This is a genomic window from Trueperella pyogenes (assembly GCF_001070855.1).
Taxonomy (GTDB): Bacteria; Actinomycetota; Actinomycetes; order Actinomycetales; family Actinomycetaceae; genus Pauljensenia; species Pauljensenia pyogenes_A.
In genome coordinates this window covers 136,446-160,334 of the sequence record NZ_JVLH01000003.1, presented here as the reverse complement: position 1 = coordinate 160,334, position 23,889 = coordinate 136,446, and the positions used below count along the sequence as shown (strand labels likewise).

The following is a 23,889-nucleotide window of genomic DNA, read 5'->3' as shown; positions in this document are numbered from 1 at the left end:
GATGACTAAGCAAAGGAGCTCATCGATGTCCTCCTCTCTGTCCACGATTCCCGGACTTCTTCCACTTCCGGTCTTCATTGAAGAGGCCGATGCGCATCCCGAAGAAGCCACTTGGGCAGAAATTAGCCCCTCTGTTGTACTGAAGACTCCTGAGGAATTTTCGGCGGCAATTGCACCCCTAGCAATCCCCGAGGAATGGCAGTTCGCAGAGGCCTACATCTTGACTATTTCCGCTGGAAGCGCGCAGGTAACTGCTGCTAGCGAATTAGGGCTGTCTCGAGGCCTGCGTCGCCTCAACACATTGGCCATCGCGAATCACAGCCGGGCTCCCATTGCAGTGAAGATCATCGACTACCCCGCTTATAGGCACCGCGGCTTGCATATCGATGTTGCCCGCCATTTCTTCGCCGTTCCCACAATCCTTCGCGTTATGGATGCGATGAGCGAAGTGGGTTTGAATATCTTGCACCTGCACCTGAGTGATGATCAGGGATGGCGCATTGAAATCCCGCAATTCCCCGAACTCATTGAACGCTCATCCGATTGCGCAGTCGGCGGAGAAGAAGGCGGGTACTACACTCTTGATGACTATCAGACCCTGGTCGAGGGAGCGCGCTCGCGGATGATTGCGATCATCCCCGAAATTGATATCCCCGGACACGTCAATGCTGCGCTCCATGCGATTGAAGGACTCAACCCCGATGGGGTCTGTCCGCCCCTTTACGAAGGAACTGAAGTCGGCTTCTCGACCCTCTCAACCAAGGCGCCTGCAACCCAGGCCTTCCTCGAGGCCGTCGTCGAGACCCTTGCTCCCTTCTCTCCGGCCGGTATCCACATCGGTGGCGATGAATCCTTCTCAACAGCCGAAGGTGATTACCCCGCGATTGTCGGAAGCCAAATTGAGCGTATTCATGCCCGTGGGACGCGCGCTGTGGCGTGGGAAGAAGCTGCAGATCTGCTTGGGGATGGCGATCTTGTTCAGGTCTGGCATGACGATCTTGAAGGAGACTCGATCGCTCGTGCCGTCGGACGCGGAGTGAAAGCGATCATGTCGCCCGGTCCGAAGGCCTACTTCGATATGAAGGAATACCCAGAACAAAAGCTCGGCATCACCTGGGCCGGAATCCTTCCTTTGAAGAAAGCCTGGGATTGGGATCCCGAGAGCATCTGTGAGGGCGTGGACCGTAAGGGGATTGAAGGCGTCGAGGCCTGCTTGTGGAGTGAAACCCTGCGCCGAGAGAAGGACGTCTGGGAGATGCTGCTGCCGCGCCTAGCGGGTCTTGCAGAAGTTGCCTGGGCGGGAGGCCCTCGCGGAAGCTGGGAAGACTTCCAAGAACGTTTGGCGGGTCTCGAAGGCCTGTGGCGAGGCCGAGGCTGGTACGTCAAATAAATAGCTGCAGATGAAAAGCCCTCCCACGCGGAAGCGGGGGAGGGCTGCGTGCTACCTCATCGCATTAAAACAAATTGGCAGCGAATGGAGTTCGTTGAGCATTAAGCCTGGGCGTAGAGGCGCATCAGGCGTTCAACTTCTTCCTGGACCAAATGAGTTGCAGGGCCGACATACTTTCGCGGATCAACGATCTTCGGGTTTTCATCAAGAATCTGACGAACGCCCTGGGTGAAGACGACATTCAAGTGCGTCGATACGTTGATCTTGGTCATTCCGGCTTGAATTGCCGCGACCATACCCTCGTCGGGAACGCCGGAAGAGCCGTGCAAAACCAGCGGGACAGGGACGAGCTCATGGATTGCAGCAATCAGCTGATTGTCCAAAACTGCCTCGCGAGTTGCCATCGCGTGAGAAGAACCCACAGCAACGGCAAGCAGATCAACGCCAGTATCTGCGACAAACTGGGCCGCATCTTCAGGATTGGTGCGTGCTGAGGGGTCGTGGACCCCGTTCTTTCCGCCAACTTCACCCAGTTCAGCCTCGACGCTGACACCGTGCTCATGAGCGAAAGCGGTGATCTTAGCGGTAGTCTCACGGTTCTGCGCATCTGGAAGCTTTGAACCGTCGTACATGATCGAGGTAAAACCGAGCTCGACAGCCTCACGGCACAAATCGGTGGATTCAGCGTGATCAAGGTGAACAGAAACGGGAACGGTGGAGGCCTCGGCAAGCTCGATAAGCGCGCGCCCCAGGGGACGCAGACGGCCACCGTGGTACTTCACAGCGTTTTGGGATAGCTGGAGGACCAAGGGTAAACCGGTGTTTTCGGCGGCATCGATAAACGCTTCAGCGTGATCAAGGAGGACCACGTTAAAAGCCGCAAGACCAACCTTGCGGGCGGCGCAATCGCGTGCAAGCACAGCGGTGTCAGCAAGCATAGCGACCTACTTTCTTGACAAATTAGGACAGGCGAACAGGAGAAATACGGGAAAGAAGCTCCTCGCGTAGGGGAAGGTCAATCTCCCCGGCGACGGGCATCGTCACCGCGGCCGCAGAGGTTGCGACGGCCTCGGCAATGGCAGTAGGAATCTCTGACTCAAGGTCATCCCCAGCCTGAGCAAGTGAGCGAGCAAGGGAGGCAACGCAGGCATCGCCGGCACCGGTGGGATTGCCCTGAAGGACAACTCCGGCCTCGGCGTGCCAATGGCTCTCGCGAGAAAAGAGGTCCATTCCCTCTTCGCCTCGCGATACGCACACCCAGCTTGGTCCCTGCTCGATAAGGGCACGCGCGCCCTCTTCGATGGAGGATGCACCCGTAGCGTCGAGAAGCTCCAAGTGATTGGGCTTGAGGACATCGGCCCACGCTGCGCACTCAACCAAGGAGGGACCTGAGGTATCCAGAATGATGCGGCAACCGATCTGACGGACACGGCGCAACACCGGCTCGAGAACCTCAAAAGTGCTACTTCCGGGAAGAGAACCCGAAACCACCAAGAGGTCATCCGCATTCAGGTGGCTTCCCAAAAGATCAGCCATCTGCTTCCAGGAATCAGGATCCAGGGCATGACCGGACTCGTTGTATACCGTGGCGGTATCGTCAATCATTGCGATTGAGCGTCGCGTTTGGAAGGGAACCTCAACCCACTCTGGCGTCACCAGAGAAGTCATTTCCTTCATCAGCGAGGCGATCACACTGCCGGTTGCACCCCCCAAGAAACCTGTTGCATGGCTTGGGACTCCGAGCTGGTCCAAGACGCGAGAGACATTCAGTCCCTTTCCTCCCGGACGCTGGGAATACTCCGTGATGCGGTGAACCTGACCGCGGGTTTGGTCAGGTGCCTGCCACGTAATATCCAGAGCCGGATTGGGAGTGAAGGTCCAGATCATGATTCAACCTCGATTCCGTGGCTCTGGAATGCCAAAGCTGCGGCGCCCAGTGCCTGAGACGAGGAACCCAAAGCAGCGGAGAACAGTGCAGGCGCGGGCATGACTGTGCAGCCTGATTCCAAGCCTTTACGCAGGGGATCGTAAACAAGCGAGCCACCTTTACAGAGGCCACCTCCCAGAACGACGGGAAGCGAGCCAACCTGGTGGCACACCGTTGCAAGAATCCCGCCCAGGAGACTCATCGAGGTCTCAAGGATCTCGCGTGCCTTTCGAGCGTTCTCGCTGGATGAAAGGGCAAGTTCCTCAACTTCGCGGGCCCCGGATCCTTCGGGGATGATTCCGGCCTCGATTGCCCGGCGTGCAATACCGCTGGCCGAGGCAACCTGCTCCACCGGAACAACCTCATAGGGGCGATCGGGGTGCGGAACGGGAACCTGTCCGATCTCACCAGCCCACGGCGGTGCCGGCGCGAGGCGCGAATTGATCACAACACCCGAGGCGATCCCGGTCCCTACTGCCACATACAGGCAGGAGGGACGGCGAACGCCCCACAGGGCCTCGGCAAGAGCGCCCGAGCGGACATCGTGTCCCAGGGGGACGAAGGAACCCAGGGCTTCGGAAAGCTTTTCGCTTAGAGGAGCGTCTTTCCAGCCCAGATTGGCGGAGAAAATGCCAATTCCATGTTCTTCGTCAATAATTCCAGGAACGCACACGCCGACGGGCGCATCGACCGAAGCCTCGCGAAGAGTTCGGGCCAGACGCACGACCGCAGAAACGACATCATCAGCGCCGGTCTGGGGGGTGGCGACGGCCTCGGAAGAGGTAATCACAGTGCCGCGGGTGTCAGCGAGCACCCCCTTGATGGTGGTGCCGCCGACATCGATCCCGATAGCGAGCTTCTGGTCCGAGTTGCTCACTTGAGGATCACCGAGCGGGTCAGGTGGCGCGGGGTATCGGGGTTGAGACCGCGAGCCTCAGCGCGGGCAACGGCGAGGCGCTGTGCGACGACGAGGTGAGCCATGGGGTCACCGTCGAAAGTCACCAATTCGGCGCCAGTTGCGGCAACCTGATCGGCCATGCCCTCGGGAACCGGGCCGAAAACCCAGGTCAGGCGGCCGGGCTGAGCGATAGAGATCGGGCCGTGGCGGTATTCCATTGCAGGGTAGACCTCAGTCCACGACTGGGATGCTTCACGCAGCTTCAGGCCAGCTTCGTTAGCCAGACCAATGGTCCATGCGGTGCCCAGGAAGGTGATCTGGTCGGCATCAACCCAACGCTGGGGGATTTCGAGCTCGAGGGCGCGCTGTGCGTCATCCGCGGCTGCAGCGATATCGTCGCCCAAGCTGTGACGGAAGTATGCAAGAGCAGTGGTTGCAAAACGGGTCTGGACAACGGATTCTTCATCGGCGAAGTCCAGAACAACCTCAACATCTGCGTAGGGGGTTGCGGGACCATTGCCCACAGCGGTGATCAAGACGTTGGGGATGCCGCGATCCTTCAGGCCGTGCAGGATGTCAATAATTTCAGTTGTCGTGCCCGAACGGGAAAGGCACACGACGCGGTCGTAGTGGCGATCCCAGGGGAATTCGGTGGCGGTGAAGGCATCAGAGAGACCCTTGCCCTGGCGCTCGCGGGCAACGGTGTATGCCTGCGCGATAAACCATGATGTTCCACACCCGATGACGGCAATTGCCTCACCATCTTTGGGAAGTGCATCAGTGGGAACGTCAAGAACTCGACGCCACAGCTCAGGTTGGCTGTTAATTTCTTCAGAAGTAAGGGACATCGGTGTCTCCATTGTTATCGGGAATGCATCACCACCTCGGTGTGCTTGTACTATCGTACCAAGAAGGAAATAACTTAGGACTAGCTGGATAAGTGCCCGAAGTTGTCTACCTCTTTGCAATGACGCTGAAATCAACACATCGGAGTGACAATGACTGACAAATCGACCAAGCCAGGTCGTCTTACCCTTCCCATTGAGCGTGGAATTGATGCCGAAGTGCGCGCTCTTGTTGAGCGCCTTGGTGCGGACGCAGTGCGAAATTCCGATGGAACAGAACTTCCCGAATGGGTCGACCGAGCATTTGCCAAGGTGTACTCCACGTATTTTCCTGCGCGTGGTGATGAAGATTGGGCCGACCAGAGCGAAGGCGAGCGCATCCACCAATACCTTTCGTCAAACCCTCATACGGCGCCAGAAAGTGGGCCTTTGAGTATCAATGTCATGGAGGGATGGTTCCAAGCTCAATTCCGTCCTGATACCCAATGCGATACCTCCCGCTGGTGGCAGGTTATTGATCGGACCAGCGGGCAGGCTTTGGATCCCTCGGAGTGGAACGTTCAGGAGGTTGAGCCCTCACCCGTCGTTGATCCCGTGCCGATCGTTGGAGAGCTACCTCCCACCGCGTCGAGCGCGGTGGTGACAATTCACAAGCCGATTCCCTTCCACGTGTACACCGTGAACTTCTTTGCCGTGCAGATGTGGGATTCCACCCAGATGTACAACTACCTGACGAACGACTGGGCGCTTGAAGAAGGCCGCGTGAAGGAGCGCCCCTTCGATGTGGCATTCCCGCGGACCTGGGAGCACGTCAAGGATGCCTTGGCGATCTGGCTTCAGGCCAACCCTCAAGTGGACGTGGTTCGTTTTACGACCTTCTTCTACCACTTCACCTTGGCCTTTGATTCCCGAGGCCGCGAACGCTACGTTGACTGGTTTGGATACTCGGCCTCGGTGTCGATCCCGGCGATGGAAGAGTTCGAAAAGGAATACGGCTATGCGCTGACTCCCGAGGACTTTGTGGATGGCGGCTGGTACAACTGCCCCTTCCGTACACCCACTCCGGTCTTCAGAGACTGGATCGATTTCACCTCCAAGCGAGTTGCCCAAAAGGCGGGAGAACTGGTTCGCAAGGTCCACGAGGAGGGTCGCGAGGCCATGATGTTCCTCGGCGATAACTGGATCGGTATGGAACCCTACGGACCCTACTTCCCTTCGATCAAGATGGATGCGGTTGTTGGATCCGTCGGTTCGGCAGCTACCTGCCGCATGATCTCCGATATTCCCGGTGTGCGCTACACCGAGGGGCGCTTCCTTCCCTACTTCTTCCCAGATGTCTTCCGTGAGGGTGGAGATCCCCTGGGTGAGGCCAACGAATCGTGGCGCACCGCTCGTCGTGCAATCGTCCGTAGTCCCTTGGATCGTATGGGCTATGGCGGCTACCTTTCCTTGGCTTTGCAATTCCCGGAATTTATTGACCGCGTGGAGGAAATCCTTGCAGAATTCCGTTCCCTTCACGAGGCCACGGGCGGGGAAAAGCCCGCGTGTGCACCAGTACGCGTTGCCGTTTTGAATGCATGGGGAAAGCTGCGCACGTGGCAGACCCATATGGTTGCCCATGCCCTGTGGTACAAGCAGATTCATACCTACTTGGGGGTTATCGAAGCCCTTGCAGGACTTCCTTTTGACGTGCGTTTCATGTCTTTCGATGAGGTCATCAATGGGGGAGATTCCTCTTTGGGTGATGTTGACGTGGTCATCAACGCCGGCGCCGCGAATACTGCCTTCTCCGGAGGGGAAGTGTGGGAGGACCTACGACTGCAAGACACTCTGCGTCGCTTTGTCGCCCGCGGTGGAGGTTTCATTGGGGTTGGCCAGCCCACGGCCTCGTTGGGAACTCAAGGACAAGCGGATAGAGGCGGCATCTGCCGCGGAAGCATTTTTGCGCTCGCGGACGTCTTGGGTGTGGATCAAGAAATCTCTTGGTCGCTGTCCAAGGATCGCTATGACGAGGTTGTGCCAGAGCATTTCATTACTGCTGACCTTGATGGAGACTACGTTTTCGGTGAAGACCCCGGAGATGTCGTAGTTACGGATCCTGACACTTCTGTGCTTGTCATGGAGCGGGGGAGTGTGCGAGCCTCGGCGCATGATTTCTGCTCGGGTAGGGGCGTTTACCTTGCTGGACTGACCTGGTCGACTGCCAATAGCAGGCTTTTGCACCGCGCGATTATGTGGGCGGCGCACCGAGAAGATCAATGGGATTGTGTCCTTGCGTCATCCAATCCTGATGTTGAGGTCGCTTGGTATCCCAAGTCGCAACTTGCCTTTATTTACAATGATTCTGATGCTCCATCTTCGAGCGTCATCACTGGTTTTGGACTGGAATGCACCGTGGATCTAGCTCCCGGAGAAGGGCGTTGGACCCAGTGGAAGAAGGAAGATTAAGGCTAGTTATCAAATCGTGACCAAATAGTTGCATTCTCACAGGCCAAAATGTCATCAGACATCTTCTCTGTGAGATAGCATAAAAGAGCAATGAATAAAGCTGACAAAAGGTGTCAACTTTGTAAACGTCCCACAACGGAGAGGGAATAACATGCACATGTCACGCCGCTCCATGAGCGTTGTTGCGCTCATGTCAGTTGCTGCGATGGGTCTGACTGCGTGCTCGGGTTCGGGCGCGAAGACTGACAGCACCGCAAGCTCTTCGGCATCTGCCGATAAGGGCGCAACCATCACGTACCTGCACCGTCTGCCCGACGGTGAGGGAATGACCAAGATCTCGGCTCTCGCTGAGCAGTGGAACAAGGAGCACCCTGATACTCAGGTTCAGGCGGTCAAGTTCGATGGCAAGGCCAACGAAATGATCAAGAAGCTTGAGACCGACGTTAAGGCCGGTTCCGGACCTTGCTTGGCACAGCTGGGCTATGCAGAAATCCCTGAGATGTTCACCAAGGGCCTGCTGGAGGACGTGACACAGTACGCGACCCAGTACAAGGCCAACTACTCCGCTGGCGCCTTCTCGCAGGTTGGCGTGGGTGGAAAGTACTACGGCCTGCCCCAGGACACCGGCCCGCTTGTCTACTACTACAACAAGGCTGAGTTCGAGAAGCTGGGAATCAAGGTTCCCACCAACCTCGAAGAGTTCAAGGCCGCTGCCAAGACCGCAGCAGCTCAGGGCAAGTACATCTCTGCTTTCCAGGCTGACGAGTCGCGCTACAGCCTGTCCGCTCAGGCAGCTGCAGCAGGCGGTGTTTGGTACAAGGCTGAAAACGATAAGTGGACCGTCAAGATCGACGATGCGTCCGCCAAGACCGTGGCAGACTTCTGGCAGTCGATGCTCGATGACAAGACCACTCTCGTCGCCGAGCGCTGGGGAGATTCCTTCACTAAGGCTCTGACCGACAAGACCCTGATCGGCACCATCGGTGCCGCATGGGAAGCACCGCTTATCTCCGGTGATCTGGAGAAGACCGACAACAAGGGTGAATGGGCAGTTGCTCAGCTTCCCGACTTCGGCAAGGGCGCGCTGACCGGCCCCGACGGCGGTTCCGGCGTTGCAGTCATGAAGGGCTGCGCGAACCCCAAGGGCGCCATGGAGTTCAACAACTGGCTGAACACCCAGGTTGACGCTCTGGTCTCCCAGGGCCTGGTCGTTGCAACCACGACCGGCACCATGAAGACCCCGGATTCGGTCAAGGAATTCTACGGTGGACAGGATGTCTTCGCTGAACTGTCGAAGGCAAACGCCAACCTGGCCCCCGACTTCCCCTACATCCCCTTCTTCTCGACCCTCGGCGATCCCATGGCCAAGGCTGCAACCGCAGCTGGTGATGGCTCCGGCAAGGTGATCGACATCTTCAAGGCTGCTCAGACGCAGTCCGTAAAGGCGCTCAAGGATGGAAACCTTCCCGTCGCTGAGTAAGCGCTAATCGCGGAGGGGGTGTGGTTTCTCCGCTGAGGAACCACACCCCTACCGTGTTTAAAGTCCACAATCTGCCAGCAATCGAGGGTGATTGATACATGCAGTCAGACATTCAAAACCGGCGTATCAGAGAGCGGCACGATGCGCGTACCGGATGGGCCTTCATGGCCCCCTTCTTCATCATGTTTCTTCTGGTTTTTGCCGTTCCGATCTGCGTGGCAATCTACCAGTCCTTCTTCCGTCAGGTCGCAAGTGGCGGAGGCCTGTACGGCGGCGGCGAACTTAAAAATCAATTCGTCGGCCTCGAAAACTTCACCATGGTGATCACATCCGGACAATTCTGGTCCGGCATGGGGCGAGTCGTTGTTTATGCGGCCTTCCAGATCCCGATCATGATCATCTCGGCTCTTGTTCTGGCTCTTGTTTTGGACTCATTCCTGATCCGTCGCGTTGGTTTCTTCCGACTGAGCTACTTCCTGCCATTTGCAATCCCCGGCATTGTTGCCGCAATGGTCTGGCTCTACATCTACACCCCTGAGCTTTCCCCGATCGTTAAGTTCTTTGATTCCCTTGGAATCCACATTGACTTCATGGCCGCAGGCGCCCCAATCCTCGCCTCGATGGCAAATATGACGACGTGGACCTACACCGGTTACAACATGCTGATCTTCCTGGCAGCGCTGCAAGCAGTGCCCCATGAGCTGTACGAGGCCGCACGTCTCGACGGCGCTTCCTCGTGGCAGATTGTGCGCCAAATTAAGATCCCCATGGTCTCCGGAGCTGCCCTCCTGGCAGTCTTGCTCTCCATCATCGGCACAATTCAGCTCTTCAATGAACCCGCAGTTATGCAGTCTGCAAATGGGTGGATGGGCAATGCCTACACGCCGATGATGATGGCTTACAACACCATGTTCGGAACTATCTCGCCCGGTGGCGATGGCCCGGCCTCGGCAATCTCAATCGTGATGGCATTGGTTGCTGGTGGACTTGCCGTGATCTACGCGCTCTTGCAAAGGAAGACTCTGCGATGACAACTCCCACTCGCACACTGCCTGACGGACGCGAATACCGCGTTTCGATTGAAGGAATGCCCCCGCGCACCCTTGCTCCCAAGAAACTTGCTCGGATCGTCACCATCGTTGCGCTGACGATCACCATGGTTTACTTCATTCTGCCGATCATCTGGGTGATGTTCTCGGCAACGAAGTCGAACGCAGATCTCGTCTCTACTAATGGCTTCTGGTTTGGTCACTTTGAGCTGGCGGAAAACTACACGAAGCTCATGGGATGGACCCAAGGTCTGTTCTGGCGCTGGGTGCTCAACTCCCTCTTCTATTCAACAGCAGCAGGGATCATCGGAACTTTGATTTCGGTCGCAGCGGGTTATGCAATGGCGAAATTCGTTTTCCCGGGGCGAAATGTCTCCATGGCCATGATCATGGCAGGCCTGCTCATGCCGGTCGCCCTGCTCACGATTCCCCTGTACGTGGTCTTCCATAACTTGGGTCTGACCGATACGGTCTGGGCGATCCTCATTCCCAGCTGCGTGTCTCCCTTCGGTGTGTTCCTTGGCCGGGTCTATGCGGATTCTTCGGTTCCGACAGAGCTCATCGAGGCCGCGCGCATCGATGGGGCCTCAGAAGCTCGAGTCTTTTTCACGATTGTCTTGCGTCTACTGGCGCCGGCAATGGTGACGATCTTCCTCTTCATCTTCGTGGCAACCTGGAACAACTTCCTCTTGCCCTTGATGATGGTATCCACTGCCGAACTCAAGCCCGTCACTCTGGGCTTGTACGGAATGATGAGTTACTTTACTCCTCAAAAGGGCGCAGTCATGCTGGGCGCGCTCTTGGGTGTTTTGCCACTCATCGTGCTATTCCTTGGCTTGCAGAAGTACTGGCAATCGGGCCTGGCTGCTGGCTCTGTGAAGGGATAGTCAGCCCGCTGTTGAGCAACCTTGAGGTGCTGGGAAGGATACGGATATGGACGCGATTGCCTACGGGGGCGATTGGAACCCTGAACAGTGGGACCGCGACACCAACCTGCGCGACATTGAACGCATGGTCGAGGCCGGAGTCAATCTGATATCTCTAGGAATCTTTTCCTGGGCATCCCTGGAACCCGAAGAAGGGCACTACGATCTGGAGTGGTTGGCGGATCTCATTGATCAGCTCCACAGCGCTGGAATTGGCGTGGATCTGGCCAATGGGACCGCTTCCCCTCCGGTGTGGATGGCTCAGCGCTACCCCCAAACCCTTCCCGTTGATTCTCGAGGCGTGCGTTTAGGATTCGGCTCGCGCCAGCAGTACAACCCCTCAAGCGAGCTTTTTTGCCGCAAAGCTTGCGAGTTGACCGAGGCCATGGCGCGCCGTTTTGGCGACCATCCCGGCGTCGTCATGTGGCATATTTCGAACGAATACGCCTGTCACACGGCAGAGAGCTTCGATGATGAGTCCGCTGCGGCATTTCGACGCTGGCTCGTGGAGAAATACGGGGATCTTCAGGCGATCAATCGGGCCTGGGGAACTGCATTTTGGTCCCAAACCTATAGGGATATCCAAGAAATTCAGCCTCCCCGTGCAATGCCCACCTTCTACAACCCCGGGCAAATGCTGGATTGGCGTCGCTTTAGTGACTACGCTCTGCGTTCACAGATGGAACGTGAACGAGAAGTGATTCGTCGCTATTCGGACCGACCAATCACGACGAATTTTATGGGGACCTTCCCGCTTCTCGACTACCGCAAGTGGGCACCACTGTGTGACATCATCGCTGATGATTCCTACCCGGACCCCGCAGATCCTCAGGCTGCACACGACATCGCATGGCAGGGTGACGTCATGCGCGGCCTCGGCGATGGTGCTCCCTGGCTGCTGATGGAACAGAGCCCCGGCGCGGTGCAGTGGCGACCCCAAAACTCTCCCAAGCGCCCCGGACAGTTCCTTTTGTGGACCATCGCAAGGCTCGCTCACGGAGCGGATGGAATCCTCCAATTCCAATGGCGCCAATCCGCCAAGGGGTCGGAAACCTTCCACTCTGGAATGGTCCCGCATTCGGGTGAGGACTCGCCGATCTGGACGGATGTTGTGAGCACCGGTCAAGCTCTAAAGTCTTTGGCGCCTATTACGGGGACTCGCATGAGTGCCCGCGCTGCAGTTGTCATTGACTGGGAGAGCGAGTGGGCACGCCACTATGCGATCGGTCCGATTAGTTCTGAAAATCCCACAGATTCGTGGGGGAACTTCGCGCCCGCTAAGTCCTGGCACCAAAGCCTGTGGGAAGCGGGAATCGCGACCGATGTCGTGGGTGTCGATAACGACTTCACCTCCTACGATCTCATCGTTGTGCCGGCAGTCTTCATCGACTACGCCAACATGGCGCACTCTTTGCGCATTGCCGCCGAGCGCGGCGCGCAGGTAGTGATCACCGCCCCAAGCGCCGTTGTGGACAGCCAGTGCGGTGCGATCTTGGGCGGATACCTGGGCTCTCTTGCAGACCTTGCCGGAGTGAAGGTTGTCGAACACTCGACCTTGACCGGGCCCGCTCAGGGGCGCACTTACGATGCTCGCGAGAGTAGTGCTTACAGGATTTCCGGTGCCGTAGAAACTCCCGCTGCCCTGAACTGGTGCGGAATCGATACCGACAACGAGGCTCTCAAGCGAACCATTGAGCTGGTTGGAGACGCTGCCAAAGACCTGCGCTCGGGACGCTGGGCCGAAAAGATCGTTCCCGCCGGCGAACATGAGTGGCGAGGCCTCGGTGAAGGATATTCCTCGGCCGGCGTTGAGTGCGTGGCCTACTTTGATGGCCGAGGTGGTGGCCTCGACCTTGCCGGTCTTCCTGCGCTTACCCGTAGGAAAGTTGGCCGCGGAAGTGTCTGGTATGCAGCTGCGGACTTTGACGCGCTGACTCGTTCGGTCCTGCTGCGCTTGTGGACAACCTACACGCGAATTCGCCCTGTGGTCCCAGACCTTCCCGAAGGTGTGGAAGCTCAAGAACGTGAAGGCTTCCTCTTCATTCTCAACCACTCTGATCGTGCGGTTGAACTCGCTGGAATTGTGGGCCAAGATCTTCTCAGCGGAGCTGAGTGTACGGGACACGTTCTTCTTGCCCCGCGATCAGCGATGGTTATTGAACGATAGGAGAAAGCCCGTGGGGGATACTGGCAGCGCGTCTTCAGCTGTTCACCTCCACGAACTTTCTGTGGATTCGCTTCCCACCAAGACTCGAACGGTCTTAGAAGGCATCGATCGTCTGCTGGTCTACTCAATTCCGATGCGCGTGCGGTTTCGCAATATTGACGTCCGCGAAGGTCTTCTTTTGCACGGCGGATACGGGTGGGGAGAATGCGCACCTTTCTGGGATTACGACCCACGCGAATCCTCGACGTGGCTTGCTAGCGCATTGGAAGCTGCTCGAGTAGCGCCACCCTGGCCTCGGCGCGAAAAAGTGCCGCTCAACGTGACAATTCCGGTGGTTTCGGCCGAAGATGCGCGCAAGCGAGTATTCGATAATCCGGGTTGTGCGACTGCAAAAGTTAAGGTTGCCGATACACGTTCTGACCTTGAGCGCGATTGCCAGCGTGTCGAGGCCGTCGCTGAGGCTCTGGTTGAATTGCACGCCTCGTCTGCGAAGGTGCGTGTTGATGCCAATGGTGCTTGGGACAGAGAAACTGCTCTGACATGGATTGCGCGTCTGAATCGCGCAGCCCAAGCCGCGGGTGGCCTGGAGTACGTTGAACAGCCCTGCATGGCCGTTGAAGACCTTGCGTGGCTGCGGCGCAAACAAGATGTTCCTCTTGCAGCCGATGAATCGATTCGCCGCGCGGAAGACCCACTCAAGGTTGCTCGCCTTGAGGCGGCTGACGTTGCCGTCATCAAAGTTGAACCTCTGGGAGGAGCGCGCGCCGTTCTCCAGTTGGCAGAGGAACTGCCCATGCCTTTGGTGATCTCTTCGGCCTTGGAAACCAGTTTTGGTTTGGATTACGCGGCTCGGGTGGCCTGCGCTTTAGATCAGGAACCACGTGCATGCGGTCTGGGCACGGCCTCGCTATTGAACGGCGATACCGCGCTCTCACCTGTGCGCGTAGTTGGTGGCAATATGATTCCCACCGATCTTGCTGTGAACGAAAGTCTGATCACGCCCTCAGCCCCCGATTCTCAGCTCTGTGAATCCTGGGTGAATCGACTAAATGCAATGGCATCCCACCGTTAAAGATCACGAATAGAAGTAGAAGTATGTACCCCTCACAAGCTTTGGCTGAGTGCATCATTGATTCCCTGATTGCCGGTGGAGTTCGCGATTTTGTGTACTGCCCCGGATCGCGAAATGCGCCCTTCGCCTATGCGCTTGCGCGGTATGACTCTTTGAGTGAGAGCCCAATCCGCGTGCACGTTCGCCTAGATGAACGCGCGGCTGCGTTTTTTGCCCTCGGACTCACGCTGGGGGAAGGCAGTGGCTCCCTGGCCGCGCGTGCCTGCGTGATTACGACCTCGGGAAGTGCCGTTACGCATCTTTATCCTGCGATTAGCGAGGCGTTTTACTCTCGTCTTCCTCTTGTGGCTATTAGCGCGGATCGTCCCGCTGAATTGCATGGCGTCGGGGCATCCCAAACCATGAGTCAGAAGGGAATTTTTTCCGATCACATCGTGGAAGAATGGGATTTTTCATCGGACAGTGCTGAACTGGCTAGTGTTCCCGGCCGTATTGCGCGTGCGCTTGCAGCTGCCGCTGGTCATCCCTCCGGAACTCCAGGTCCAATCCACTTCAACTGTGCCTTCCGTGATCCGCTTACTCCCAGCGACGAGGCCGAGGCTCCTGAAAGCCTTCAACTTATGGAAAATCGCGGAGGGGGAGTCGAGGTCTATCCGTCCCAGATTGTGCGTGAACCAAGTGCAGAGGGGGTGCTCAAACCCGATCTTGCAACGGTTGTGATTGCCGGTCACGGTGCACAGGACACGGTGTTGCGCTGGGCTGAGCGCTCGCGGGTACCGGTTTTTGCCGAGCCTATGGTTACCGGCGTGAGCAGTGAAGTCCTCGTTCCCTTCCAGCAGACTCTGTGTGCGGATCCTGATGTTGTCGCACGAATCGGTCAAATTGTTGTCACTGGGCGTCCAACATTGTCGCGTCCGATCCAGAAACTTCTGGCTTCTGATAAGCGCGTCATTGTTGTCTCTCCCTATGCAGCGTGGACGGATCTGCATGGCATGGCAAGCTGCGTTGTTTCGTCGCTCACCCAATCCGATCGCGTGGATGCAGCCATCCAAAGTTCTTTGTGTGAAGACTTGTCTGCGCGTGCTCAATCGGTGGCTCGCGGGGTTGATGAACTGATCAATTCCTATGGTGATGAGCTCAGCGAAATTGGTGTTCTTGATGCCCTATGGCAAGACTGCTCCCATATTTTCCTTGGCGCGTCTAATCCCGTCAGGGTTGCGGATCTCATTGCCGGACGCCAAGGCTATGATCCGAAGGGGAATTCTGAGTGCGGTCCGCGGGGTCCCCTGCGGGTGTGGTCGAGCCGAGGCCTTGCGGGAATTGATGGAAATGTGTCGACCGCTCTTGGCTGGGCGCGCGCATTGGAAGAATCATATGAATGCCCGCCAACGGTTCATGCCGTAATGGGGGACTTAACTTTCTTGCATGATGCCTCTGGGATGGGAATGCCTCTCGGAGAGGAATTCCCCCGATGTCGGGTCATTGTCCTGGATGACCGGGGAGGCTCGATTTTTAAGAGTTTGGAGCATGGTCAGCGCGCTTCGAAGGCTGTGTATGAACGCTATTTCGGAGTCGCTCAGCGCGTGGATATCACTGCGCTTGCTCAGGCGTATGGGGCGAAGATTCGCCGCGTGAGTTCAATGCTGGAGCTTCGAGCGATTTTGAATACAGAAGCTGATGGGCTGGAAGTGCTGTACCTCTCCATTTCACGGCCAACGGAAGATATTGCATTTTTGCGATCGTTGTAGGATGCTAATGTAACGATTTGATAACGAAATGAGATGGGTTGGTCATGAATCCAGAAGAAACCACTCCTCAAGGTGATGCGCGCTTTCAACCTGGCGCGCAAGAACCCGCCCAGCAACCGGCCGCGCAAGAGGTCGGCGCGTCTGTGCCGATGCAGCACGAAACTGCGCCGCTCCCTGCAGTAACTCCCGTCACTTCTGAAAGTGGAGCAGCATATACTCCTGGTTCTGCTCAGCCCCCTTTATCCGAGGCCTCGGCAGAGGGAGAAACTCTAGCTGGAGTTCCCGCAGGTCCGACCCCCACTCTTCTTGAGACGCATAACCCCCGCCGCGGGCCCGGCTGGGGAGCGCTTGTCCTGGCGATGGCCTGTACCGCAGGCTTGGCCATCGGAGGAACCTTGGTCATCGGGCAAAACCTGCATTCTTCAGTGACAACCCCGCTGGTCAGTCAGACCTCCGCACCCGCTCAGAGTAGTTCCGCTGGAACCGCAGTTGATTGGGAGAACGTCGCACAAACCGTATCTCCCGCTGTCGTCACTATTTCTGTTTCGGCTCAGAATTCCTCGGGAATTGGTTCGGGTGCGATCGTTGACTCCTCTGGAAACATCGTCACCAACTACCACGTCATTTCCTCGGTTGTTGATGGAAGTGGACGGATTCAAGTCACCCTAACTGATGGCAGAATCTACGAAGCAAAGATTGTTGGTACAGATAAGAGCACTGACCTCGCGGTAATTCGCTTGGTGAATCCGCCCTCAGATCTCGTTGCTGCCCAGTTTGGGCAATCCTCTGATCTCAAGGTTGGTCAGCCCGTCATGGCCATTGGTTCGCCTCTTGGCCTCTCGAATACGGTGACAACGGGTATTGTCTCTGCTCTCAATCGTCCTGTTCAGGTGCAAGCCTCGGAATCGCAAAACCAGGACAACTCTAAGGACCCCTTCGGTCAGCTTCAGCAACAGGGAAATCAGAGCCAATCGATCACAACGAATGCCATCCAGGTTGATGCCTCGATCAACCCGGGCAACTCCGGTGGTCCGCTATTTAATGAACATGGCCAAGTGATCGGTATTAACTCCTCAATTGCATCGCTCTCCTCATCGTCGAACTCTGAGGCGGGATCGATCGGTCTGGGATTTGCGATTCCTTCTGACCTGGTTGTTTCGGTTGTCAATCAGCTCATTCAAAACGGAACAGTTGACCATGCTCGGTTGGGCGTCACTGTCAGTACCGGTGCCGCGCGAGTAGGAAATGACACCCGTGCGGGCGCGCAGATTTCTGGTGTGAGCCAGGGGTCTGGAGCTGAAGCTGCAGGTTTGAAGGCCGGGGACGTGATTACCAAGATTGATGGGAACACTGTCACCTCGGCGCAGTCCTTGGTCGGTTATGTCCGTCGCTACACGGGCGGCCAAGAAGTGAGCGTCACTTACGTGCGTGATGGCGTTGAGAACACTGCAAAGGTCACGCTTCAGTCAGAGCACTGAGCTAAAGGTTTAATACCTCGAGCAACGGCCGCATCTTGGTCTGGGTCTCCTCCAATTCGCTGCGGGATAATGAATCTGGCATGATTCCGCAGCCGGCGAAGATCCTCAAGGTGCGGTCGTTGTTCTCTAGTTGACCGCAGCGCAGAGCAATGCCGAATTCCCCATTTCCCGCACCGTCAATCCAGCCAACCGGGCCTGAATAACGTTCGCGTTCCGTGCGTTCGTAGGCGTGGATGAGCTCCAGCGCGTCATCAGTTGGAGTTCCGCACACCGCGGCAGTGGGATGCAGTTGTGCCACCGCATCAAGAACGCTTCCCTGGGGGAAAGTTGCGTATACATCAGAACTGAGGTGGGCAATATTGGGAAGAATCAGTACATCGGGACGTGCGGGCGCTTGAACATCCTGCGCTACAGAAAGAAGTGCAGCCACGACGGACTCGACTGCAAAGAGATGTTCGGAACGATCCTTTAAAGATAGTGGGAGCGAACCTGCATCCTCGGGTTTGCTGCTTCCTGCAAGGACGCGCGAATGGAGCTTTCCCTGGTGAAGGGAGACCAGCATTTCTGGGGTCGCACCAATTAAGCCTGCAACGGCGAAGGTCCAGGTTTGGGGGTAACGCTGATGCAGATGCTCAATCAAAGCAGCCTGATCAAAGGGAGAGTCAGAAATGATCGTCATGTCGCGGGCCATGACAACTTTTCCTGCCTCTTCATTACGAAGGGCATCGATGATTTCATCAAGCGCGCCACACCATGCCTTCTCACTCATGGCACCTGGGCCAATACTCAGCGTTTCGGCAGCTGGGAGTTGGTGATCGACAATTTTGGCATCAAAAACAGGCTTGTCACGCGAATCGATTGAGCTCGTCACCAAGAAACGTGTCGAACCTCGAGTGATGATGAGAAAAGTCGGTACAACCAGAACACGTTCCCCGTCGTCCTCAAAAGCGCAAGATGCAAAAGCAATCGGAAGAGCGGGTAAATCAGGGCCCCATGCATCGCGCGTGCCTTCAGCCCAGTGGATCAGCGCTTTCTCGCGAACTAAATCCCACACTCGCGCAGCTTCGGTAATCGCTGCGTTCTCCCCGGCCTCGACAAGGGGAGGACGGTCCTTCCCGCGCTGCCAACGCCACGCTTGCCCCCAGCCGACCATGGCCTCGTCGCGAATCCATGCGCAAAGTTCAGAGGTGGGAAGGAAAGAAGTCAATGGAAGATGCCCGTGAGGGGAGGAAGGATCGATGCGCTCAACCCAGCAGTACAGGGTAGGGATCGGCGAAAAGTGTCCGGAGGGCATGGTTCAATGCTAGTGCTTTGCGTGTGCTTCCACTTAAGTGTGCCGATGTGGCGCGTAAATGGGAAAATGTATGCATGAGTGAACAGACTGCCTCCCAGCAGCGTCGAGCAGATCTTGGAAAGTCTCAAGATCAAGTGGCCGCAATGTTTGATGATGTCTCTTCGCGTTACGACGTGATGAATGCACTGCTGAGCGGCGGAATGAATTTTGTCTGGCTGAAGGCTTTGACCAATGCGCTGGCGCCGAAGCCCTCGGATCGGATTTTGGACCTAGCAGCTGGAACGGGTGCCTCCTCTGCAGAGATTGCGCGCAGCGGTGCGCGCGTTGTTGCCTGCGATCTTTCCGCCGGCATGATCGAGGTAGGACGCAATCGTCACCCCGACATTGAATTCGTCCAAGGCGACGCGATGGATCTTCCTTTTGAAGATCAGTCTTTCGATGCTGTCACCATTTCCTACGGTCTGCGAAATGTTCCAGATCCCAAGCGTGCACTGGAGGAAATGGCTCGCGTTGTGCGCCCCGGCGGGCGACTGGTCGTCTGCGAATTTTCGACGCCGACCTCTGTGCCTCTGCGTGCGGGGTATTCCTTGCACCTCCAGTATGTGATGCCGCTGGTTGCTCGCCTAGCTTCTTCAGATGACGTCGCCTATGACTACTTGGCGGAGTCGATTCGCGAGTGGCCCGATGCTCCCGAAGTTGCACACTTGATTGCCGAGGCCGGGTGGAGTGACGTCCAATACCGTTACCTGACGGGTGGGATCGTTGCTCTTCATCGCGCTGTGAAGCACTGAAGTTCCGCAGGTTTTTGCTCAAGTGAGGAGTTGGAGCTTCTCGCTTGGGGACTTTGTCAAGACCTTTGCATAAGTGGGGTAGAGGGCGCATAATAGGGGTGTCAAAGATGACCCCTGAATGGAGCTAAAAATGTCTGCACCCCTACGTGTTGGCGTGATTGGTTTGGGCGCACGGTGCGTCATTGCCGAGAATTGCCACAAAGCCACGATTCCTGCAGAACTGGTTGGAGGATGCGATCCCAATCCCGCGATGCGCCAGCGCGCGACAGAAGTTTTGGGTGATTACCCGTGGTTTGAAACCCTCGATGAGCTGCTGGAACTGGGCATTGACTGCGCAATTGTTACCAGCCCTGATGACACTCACGAAGACATCACCTGCGCGCTTTTGGAAGCGGGGGTTGCGGTCTATCTGGAAAAGCCGATTGCGATCACTATTGAGGGTTCTGATCGTGTTCTTGAAACCGCGTACAGGACCAAGACTCCGCTCTATGTGGGCCACAACATGCGACACATGGCGGTTGTGCGCATTCTGCGTCAAGTCGTCCAAGATGGTCTGATTGGTGAGGTCCGAGCAATTTGGTGCCGTCACTTTGTGGGCAATGGCGGTGACTATTACTTCAAGGATTGGCATGCAGATCGCAGTCGAACGACTGGGCTGCTGCTTCAGAAAGCTGCGCACGACATTGATGTCATGAACTGGCTGTCTGATTCCGTCCCCGAGCGTGTCGTTGGCATGGGAGATCTCATGCTCTACGGAAAGCTCACTGATCGCAGCGGGCAGAAGTCTGATGCGGTCATGAGTGACTGGTTCTCTTTCGATAACTGGCCGCCCGCGTCTCTCACCGGTCTTAATCCCGTGATTGATGTCGAGGACGTCTCCATGCTCATGATGAGGCAGGCTTCTGGCACTCTGATTTCCTACGAACAGTGTCACTTCACTCCCGATTACTGGCGTAACTACACCGTGATTGGAACCGAGGGGCGAGCGGAAAACTTCGGCGATGGTGAAGGCGGGGTTGTTCGCGTATGGAAGCACCGCAGTGGATGGGAGCCCACTGGCGATATCGAGATCCCCATTAAGGGTGATGCTGGCGGACACGATGATGCCGATGTCGCAACGATGGACGAGTTCTTGCGCTTTGTTGCCAAGGGTGATCGGACCGATACGACGCCGCTGGGGGCTCGCGAGGCCGTTGCTGCGGGAGTGCTGGCCACCAAGTCACTGCGTGAGGGTTCTCTTCCCTTTGATGTCCCGCGTGTCAGTCCTGAATTGACGAGGTACTTCGAGAATAACCAGGATCGAGGAGCCTGAGATTCAGGTGAAAAGTGGGGGGTGGCTGCGGCCACCCCCCAATCTTTTAGGACGCGATCAATTTAGGAGACGATCTGAATAACTTCCGATGCGGGGAGCAATTGCTCTCCGCACGCGTGGGCTGTAATTTGGTCGATTCCGCGGCATACAGCACCTTGGACCACCCCGCGTCCGCCGAGCTGAGAGACGCGGATTTCGGGCATGTGGATCGTGAGTTCTTCGAGGCGTGAAGAAAATTCATCCTTCCACAGATCTGCGGATGCCGAGATGCCTCCGCCAAGGATGAGAACTTCTGGGTCAATCGTCAGAATCAACGCCGCTGCTCCAAGGGCAAGGTCTCGCGCGAATTCTTTGACAATTCGCGTTGCTTCTGCGTCGCCATCCCTCATCCGGTCGCACACCCACCGTGCTGCTGCGCGATGAGAGAGGTCAGCAGGAAACTGCGAGTGTGTGAAGAAATGTGCGGGCGTTTTGTACCAATTGAGATGGGGGAGTGCACCGATTTCTCCGGCTGCACCGGCTGAACCCCGACAGACCTTTCCGTCGATCATGAAGGATGCGCCAATTCGTGCGCCGGCCATGATGTAGACGGCAGAAGAAACATCTTGCGCCTGACCGAGGTGTGACTCTGCATCCAGAGCGCATTTACAGTCATTCTCAACGGTAACTGGGCGTTTGTAACATGCCTGAAGCTCTTGGACCATTGGCACGCTCTCCCAACCGGGAAGAGGACCGCCGAAAGGCATTCTGCCGGCCTCGTCAACGGGGCCGGTAACTGCGACAGAAATCAGTGCCAGGCCGTCACGGTAGGACGGGTTTTTCTCAAGAGTGTGGGAAATGGTGTGCTGAACAGCTTCCATTCGCCTTGGCGCAGCCGACGAAGGAGCCAGTTCGGTTTCTTCTGAGCACTTTTCTTCACCGCATAGATCGGTCAAGGAGGTTGCGATTCGGTTTGCCCCGATATCGATACCCAAGACGAAACCCGACTCTGAGCGGAAACGGTAGCGCTTTGCGGGGCGCCCGGTAGGAGGTGAGGTCGGTGGTAGGGATTGGACCCATCCCAAACGCTCAAGATCAGTGATCGTTGCATTGACCGAAGTGCGTGAGAGGCCCGTTGCGGCAGCAATTTGAGAGGAGGTTGTGTCCTCAATAGCGCGCAGGTACGCGAGCACCGCGAGGGAATTCATTTCCCTGATGCGGTCGGGGCCGTAGGTCTGAGTCATGGCTCTCTCTTCGTTGGGATGAGACCAATTCAGCGTAGGCCCAGGAAGGAAATCCTGAGCCTACGCTGATAGGCGAGTCGAATAATTCTGAATATTCGACAGATGCGACGCCTATCAGGCGCGCGTGCGGCGAATCAGAAGGGCTCCAAGCCCAAGTGTGCCCGCTGCGATTGCAAGGACAGTGCCACCGACGGTGCCGGTACGTGCCAGCTTTGTCTTGGGAGCTTCTGCACTCTTCTTTTCAGAAGAGGTGCTAGCTGCCTTGACTTCAGTGGAAGCGCCGGGTGTGTTCGAGTCATTGCCCTTCGGTGTGGAAGGCTGAGCCGGAAGCGAGCTTCCCAAAGACACCGTTCCCAAGCTCAGGTAGCCGGGAAGGGTTGTGCCCATTGCTTCGTTTGCAAAGGCTACAGGTGCACCATTGGGCAGCGGATTGACAACACGTAGGACTGCGCTGAGATCTCCGCTTACTGGGGCGGTAGCTGCCTGGGCGGAGCGTTCTCCAGCACCACTGCTCAGGTCAAGCGTGGCCTCGACAATCGTTGAGGATCCGGGCTCAACGGAGGGAAGCGGGGACTCAATGGTCTTGGAAACGACCTTCTCTCCCTTGCTGTTCACCAGCGCGATCTCAATCGGCCAATTTGCGTAGAAGGGGGCGAGGCCGGTGTTGGCGATCTCTGCTTCGACGGTGACGGAGGAATCCTTCACGGTTGTCCGGGCTTTCTTCGCGCTCAGGGTGTAACCCATGAGAGCATTTGCTTCCTTTGCTCGCTCTAGGTCTGCGCCCTTGTATCCGACGAGGAAAGCCTTGTGGTTGATGAGCCAGGTGGCATGGGTGGCCTTGATGGACTCAATCATGTCGAAATTACGGCCCTGTGCCTTTTCTGCTTCTGCGCCCGGGCAGTTCAAAGGCTGAGAGAAGATGCAGGTCTGCAATGGCGGGTAGACCTCGCCACCGATCGGAACGTTCTGCCATGCCTTGTCCTCGCCCTGATTCTTCATGTGTGCCATGAAGTGCCAGTCAACATTGTCAAGGGTTGAGTAGGCGAAAGAGTCATCGTGGTAGCCCATGTGGTGGGCCTTCGTTGCCTCGGTGGGAAGGCGGTACAGAATGTGGGTGTCGTTGAACGCGCTGTCCCATGCGGCCACCAGCTTGGCGCGGAATTCGTCGCTGGGCATCCAGTTTTCACCCTTGGGGTTGTCGGCGCTCACTTCGCCGTTCATGGGCCACGTGTGGTCTTCTCCCCAGAAACCGATGAGTCCGGCGGTCAGATAACCCACGCGCGCATCGCCGTCATACTTTTCGCCCAGTGCCTTGACGAAGTCAAGCATCATTTCCTGAACACGGGGGTCGTTGTAGTCGGGCGAGAATGATACGCGATTGTTATCAAAGACCGTGTAGGTACGGGAAGTGTTGATTCCTTCATCGATGAGATACTGCGGAACTCCGGACTTCCTGGTGGGGTAGTCAAGGTAGAAACGGAACACTGCTTGGTGGCCGCGGGAGGCAATAGCATCGAGCATCTTGTCGACCTTGCTCCAGTCGTAGACGCCCTTTGCAGTGACAACGTCACTGACGGGGAAGTAAGTCCATTCCATCGTGTAGGGGAGCGCGCCTTCTGCGGCAGGCAACTCGCTTCCATCGTCGGGCGCGAAGGGGAAGAAACCCTTGAGAGGGTTGGAAACGGGGGCCGGGGCGCTCTTGAGTTGCGTCCATTCCCCATTTCCTGCGTCCGAGGCCGTGGCCGGCAGGGCGGCAATCGTCAGTGCCGTCGCGAGTGCGCCTGAGAGAAGAAAAGCTGGTGTTTTTCTCATCGTCGAGAGTCCTTTCGGGCGATTGAGCT

The 23,889-nt window shown here is 56.9% G+C and carries 18 protein-coding genes; 11 read left to right on the top strand and 7 right to left on the bottom strand.

Going from position 1 to position 23,889, the window contains the following annotated elements; all coding sequences use genetic code 11:
- Positions 1-25 precede the first annotated feature (25 nt).
- A complete protein-coding gene (locus ADG72_RS00795) occupies positions 26-1,390 on the top strand; it encodes a family 20 glycosylhydrolase (protein WP_239667610.1) in 1,365 nt (454 codons plus the stop codon).
- A 101-nt stretch (positions 1,391-1,491) separates the two neighbouring features.
- Here the strand turns inward: ADG72_RS00795 and ADG72_RS00790 are convergent, their stop codons facing one another.
- From ADG72_RS00790 to ADG72_RS00775, 4 genes are read right to left on the bottom strand one after another with little or no spacing between them, the layout of a single operon-like run.
- A complete protein-coding gene (locus tag ADG72_RS00790; RefSeq protein WP_048711439.1) occupies positions 1,492-2,328 on the bottom strand; it encodes a class II fructose-bisphosphate aldolase in 837 nt (278 codons plus the stop codon).
- 22 nt (positions 2,329-2,350) lie between these two features.
- Positions 2,351-3,277 (bottom strand): 1-phosphofructokinase family hexose kinase, encoded by a 927-nt coding sequence (locus ADG72_RS00785; protein ID WP_048711437.1) that lies wholly within the window; start codon positions 3,275-3,277, stop codon positions 2,351-2,353.
- On the bottom strand, positions 3,274-4,194 hold the full coding sequence (locus ADG72_RS00780) for an ROK family protein (RefSeq protein ID WP_048711435.1): 921 nt from the start codon (positions 4,192-4,194) through the stop codon (positions 3,274-3,276). Before ADG72_RS00780 ends, ADG72_RS00785 begins: the two co-directional genes overlap by 4 nt.
- Entirely contained in the window at positions 4,191-5,063 is an 873-nt protein-coding gene (locus ADG72_RS00775) for an SIS domain-containing protein (protein ID WP_034251475.1), read from the bottom strand. The genes ADG72_RS00780 and ADG72_RS00775 overlap by 4 nt, the downstream gene beginning before the upstream one ends.
- A gap of 150 nt (positions 5,064-5,213) precedes the next feature.
- Between ADG72_RS00775 and gnpA the strand changes: the two genes are divergently transcribed.
- The 8 genes from gnpA (at position 5,214) to ADG72_RS00735 (ending at position 17,428) form a co-directional block, all read left to right on the top strand.
- Positions 5,214-7,508, top strand: a complete 2,295-nt coding sequence (gene gnpA, locus ADG72_RS00770) for a 1,3-beta-galactosyl-N-acetylhexosamine phosphorylase (RefSeq protein WP_048711433.1) — start codon at positions 5,214-5,216, stop codon at positions 7,506-7,508.
- 151 nt (positions 7,509-7,659) lie between these two features.
- Positions 7,660-8,988 carry an ABC transporter substrate-binding protein gene (locus tag ADG72_RS00765; RefSeq protein ID WP_048711431.1) on the top strand — a complete coding sequence of 443 codons (1,329 nt, stop codon included), beginning with the start codon at positions 7,660-7,662 and terminating at the stop codon, positions 8,986-8,988.
- Between the two features lie 98 nt (positions 8,989-9,086).
- On the top strand, positions 9,087-10,019 hold the full coding sequence (locus tag ADG72_RS00760) for a carbohydrate ABC transporter permease (RefSeq protein ID WP_048711429.1): 933 nt from the start codon (positions 9,087-9,089) through the stop codon (positions 10,017-10,019).
- A complete protein-coding gene (locus tag ADG72_RS00755) occupies positions 10,016-10,924 on the top strand; it encodes a carbohydrate ABC transporter permease (RefSeq protein WP_048711427.1) in 909 nt (302 codons plus the stop codon). The genes ADG72_RS00760 and ADG72_RS00755 overlap by 4 nt, the downstream gene beginning before the upstream one ends.
- A 46-nt stretch (positions 10,925-10,970) precedes the next feature.
- Positions 10,971-13,130, top strand: a complete 2,160-nt coding sequence (locus ADG72_RS00750) for a beta-galactosidase (protein WP_048711426.1) — start codon at positions 10,971-10,973, stop codon at positions 13,128-13,130.
- A gap of 10 nt (positions 13,131-13,140) precedes the next feature.
- A complete protein-coding gene (locus ADG72_RS00745; protein ID WP_048711425.1) occupies positions 13,141-14,202 on the top strand; it encodes an o-succinylbenzoate synthase in 1,062 nt (353 codons plus the stop codon).
- A 23-nt stretch (positions 14,203-14,225) separates the two neighbouring features.
- Positions 14,226-15,950, top strand: a complete 1,725-nt coding sequence (menD, locus tag ADG72_RS00740; protein WP_048711423.1) for a 2-succinyl-5-enolpyruvyl-6-hydroxy-3-cyclohexene-1-carboxylic-acid synthase — start codon at positions 14,226-14,228, stop codon at positions 15,948-15,950.
- Positions 15,951-15,994: 44 nt separating this feature from the next.
- Positions 15,995-17,428, top strand: coding sequence for a S1C family serine protease (locus ADG72_RS00735; protein ID WP_048711422.1), 1,434 nt, complete (start codon positions 15,995-15,997; stop codon positions 17,426-17,428).
- A 1-nt stretch (position 17,429) separates the two neighbouring features.
- Here ADG72_RS00735 and ADG72_RS00730 read toward each other — a convergent pair whose 3' ends face one another.
- A complete protein-coding gene (locus ADG72_RS00730) occupies positions 17,430-18,722 on the bottom strand; it encodes an isochorismate synthase (protein WP_048711420.1) in 1,293 nt (430 codons plus the stop codon).
- A gap of 74 nt (positions 18,723-18,796) precedes the next feature.
- On the opposite strand from ADG72_RS00730, the gene ADG72_RS00725 reads away from it, so the two are divergent.
- Both ADG72_RS00725 and ADG72_RS00720 read left to right on the top strand, forming a co-directional pair.
- Positions 18,797-19,513 (top strand): class I SAM-dependent methyltransferase, encoded by a 717-nt coding sequence (locus ADG72_RS00725; RefSeq protein ID WP_019126933.1) that lies wholly within the window; start codon positions 18,797-18,799, stop codon positions 19,511-19,513.
- Positions 19,514-19,643: 130 nt separating this feature from the next.
- A complete protein-coding gene (locus ADG72_RS00720) occupies positions 19,644-20,825 on the top strand; it encodes a Gfo/Idh/MocA family protein (RefSeq protein ID WP_080978615.1) in 1,182 nt (393 codons plus the stop codon).
- Between the two features lie 62 nt (positions 20,826-20,887).
- Here the strand turns inward: ADG72_RS00720 and ADG72_RS00715 are convergent, their stop codons facing one another.
- Together ADG72_RS00715 and ADG72_RS00710 are read right to left on the bottom strand one after the other, a co-directional pair.
- Complete coding sequence (locus tag ADG72_RS00715; protein ID WP_048711418.1) at positions 20,888-22,048, bottom strand: ROK family transcriptional regulator; 1,161 nt, start codon at positions 22,046-22,048, stop codon at positions 20,888-20,890.
- 114 nt (positions 22,049-22,162) lie between these two features.
- Complete coding sequence (locus ADG72_RS00710) at positions 22,163-23,860, bottom strand: DUF4832 domain-containing protein (RefSeq protein WP_048711416.1); 1,698 nt, start codon at positions 23,858-23,860, stop codon at positions 22,163-22,165.
- Between the last annotated feature and the right edge of the window lie 29 nt (positions 23,861-23,889).

Coding starts and splice junctions, on each gene's coding strand:
- gnpA (WP_048711433.1), top strand. CDS start 5,214: ATGACTGACAAATCGACCAAGCCAGGTCGTCTTACCCTTCCCATTGAG.
- ADG72_RS00775 (WP_034251475.1), bottom strand. CDS start 5,063: ATGTCCCTTACTTCTGAAGAAATTAACAGCCAACCTGAGCTGTGGCGT.
- menD (WP_048711423.1), top strand. CDS start 14,226: ATGTACCCCTCACAAGCTTTGGCTGAGTGCATCATTGATTCCCTGATT.
- ADG72_RS00725 (WP_019126933.1), top strand. CDS start 18,797: ATGAGTGAACAGACTGCCTCCCAGCAGCGTCGAGCAGATCTTGGAAAG.
- ADG72_RS00715 (WP_048711418.1), bottom strand. CDS start 22,048: ATGACTCAGACCTACGGCCCCGACCGCATCAGGGAAATGAATTCCCTC.
- ADG72_RS00735 (WP_048711422.1), top strand. CDS start 15,995: ATGAATCCAGAAGAAACCACTCCTCAAGGTGATGCGCGCTTTCAACCT.
- ADG72_RS00795 (WP_239667610.1), top strand. CDS start 26: ATGTCCTCCTCTCTGTCCACGATTCCCGGACTTCTTCCACTTCCGGTC.
- ADG72_RS00710 (WP_048711416.1), bottom strand. CDS start 23,860: ATGAGAAAAACACCAGCTTTTCTTCTCTCAGGCGCACTCGCGACGGCA.
- ADG72_RS00720 (WP_080978615.1), top strand. CDS start 19,644: ATGTCTGCACCCCTACGTGTTGGCGTGATTGGTTTGGGCGCACGGTGC.
- ADG72_RS00730 (WP_048711420.1), bottom strand. CDS start 18,722: ATGCCCTCCGGACACTTTTCGCCGATCCCTACCCTGTACTGCTGGGTT.
- ADG72_RS00785 (WP_048711437.1), bottom strand. CDS start 3,277: ATGATCTGGACCTTCACTCCCAATCCGGCTCTGGATATTACGTGGCAG.
- ADG72_RS00765 (WP_048711431.1), top strand. CDS start 7,660: ATGCACATGTCACGCCGCTCCATGAGCGTTGTTGCGCTCATGTCAGTT.
- ADG72_RS00750 (WP_048711426.1), top strand. CDS start 10,971: ATGGACGCGATTGCCTACGGGGGCGATTGGAACCCTGAACAGTGGGAC.
- ADG72_RS00790 (WP_048711439.1), bottom strand. CDS start 2,328: ATGCTTGCTGACACCGCTGTGCTTGCACGCGATTGCGCCGCCCGCAAG.
- ADG72_RS00760 (WP_048711429.1), top strand. CDS start 9,087: ATGCAGTCAGACATTCAAAACCGGCGTATCAGAGAGCGGCACGATGCG.
- ADG72_RS00755 (WP_048711427.1), top strand. CDS start 10,016: ATGACAACTCCCACTCGCACACTGCCTGACGGACGCGAATACCGCGTT.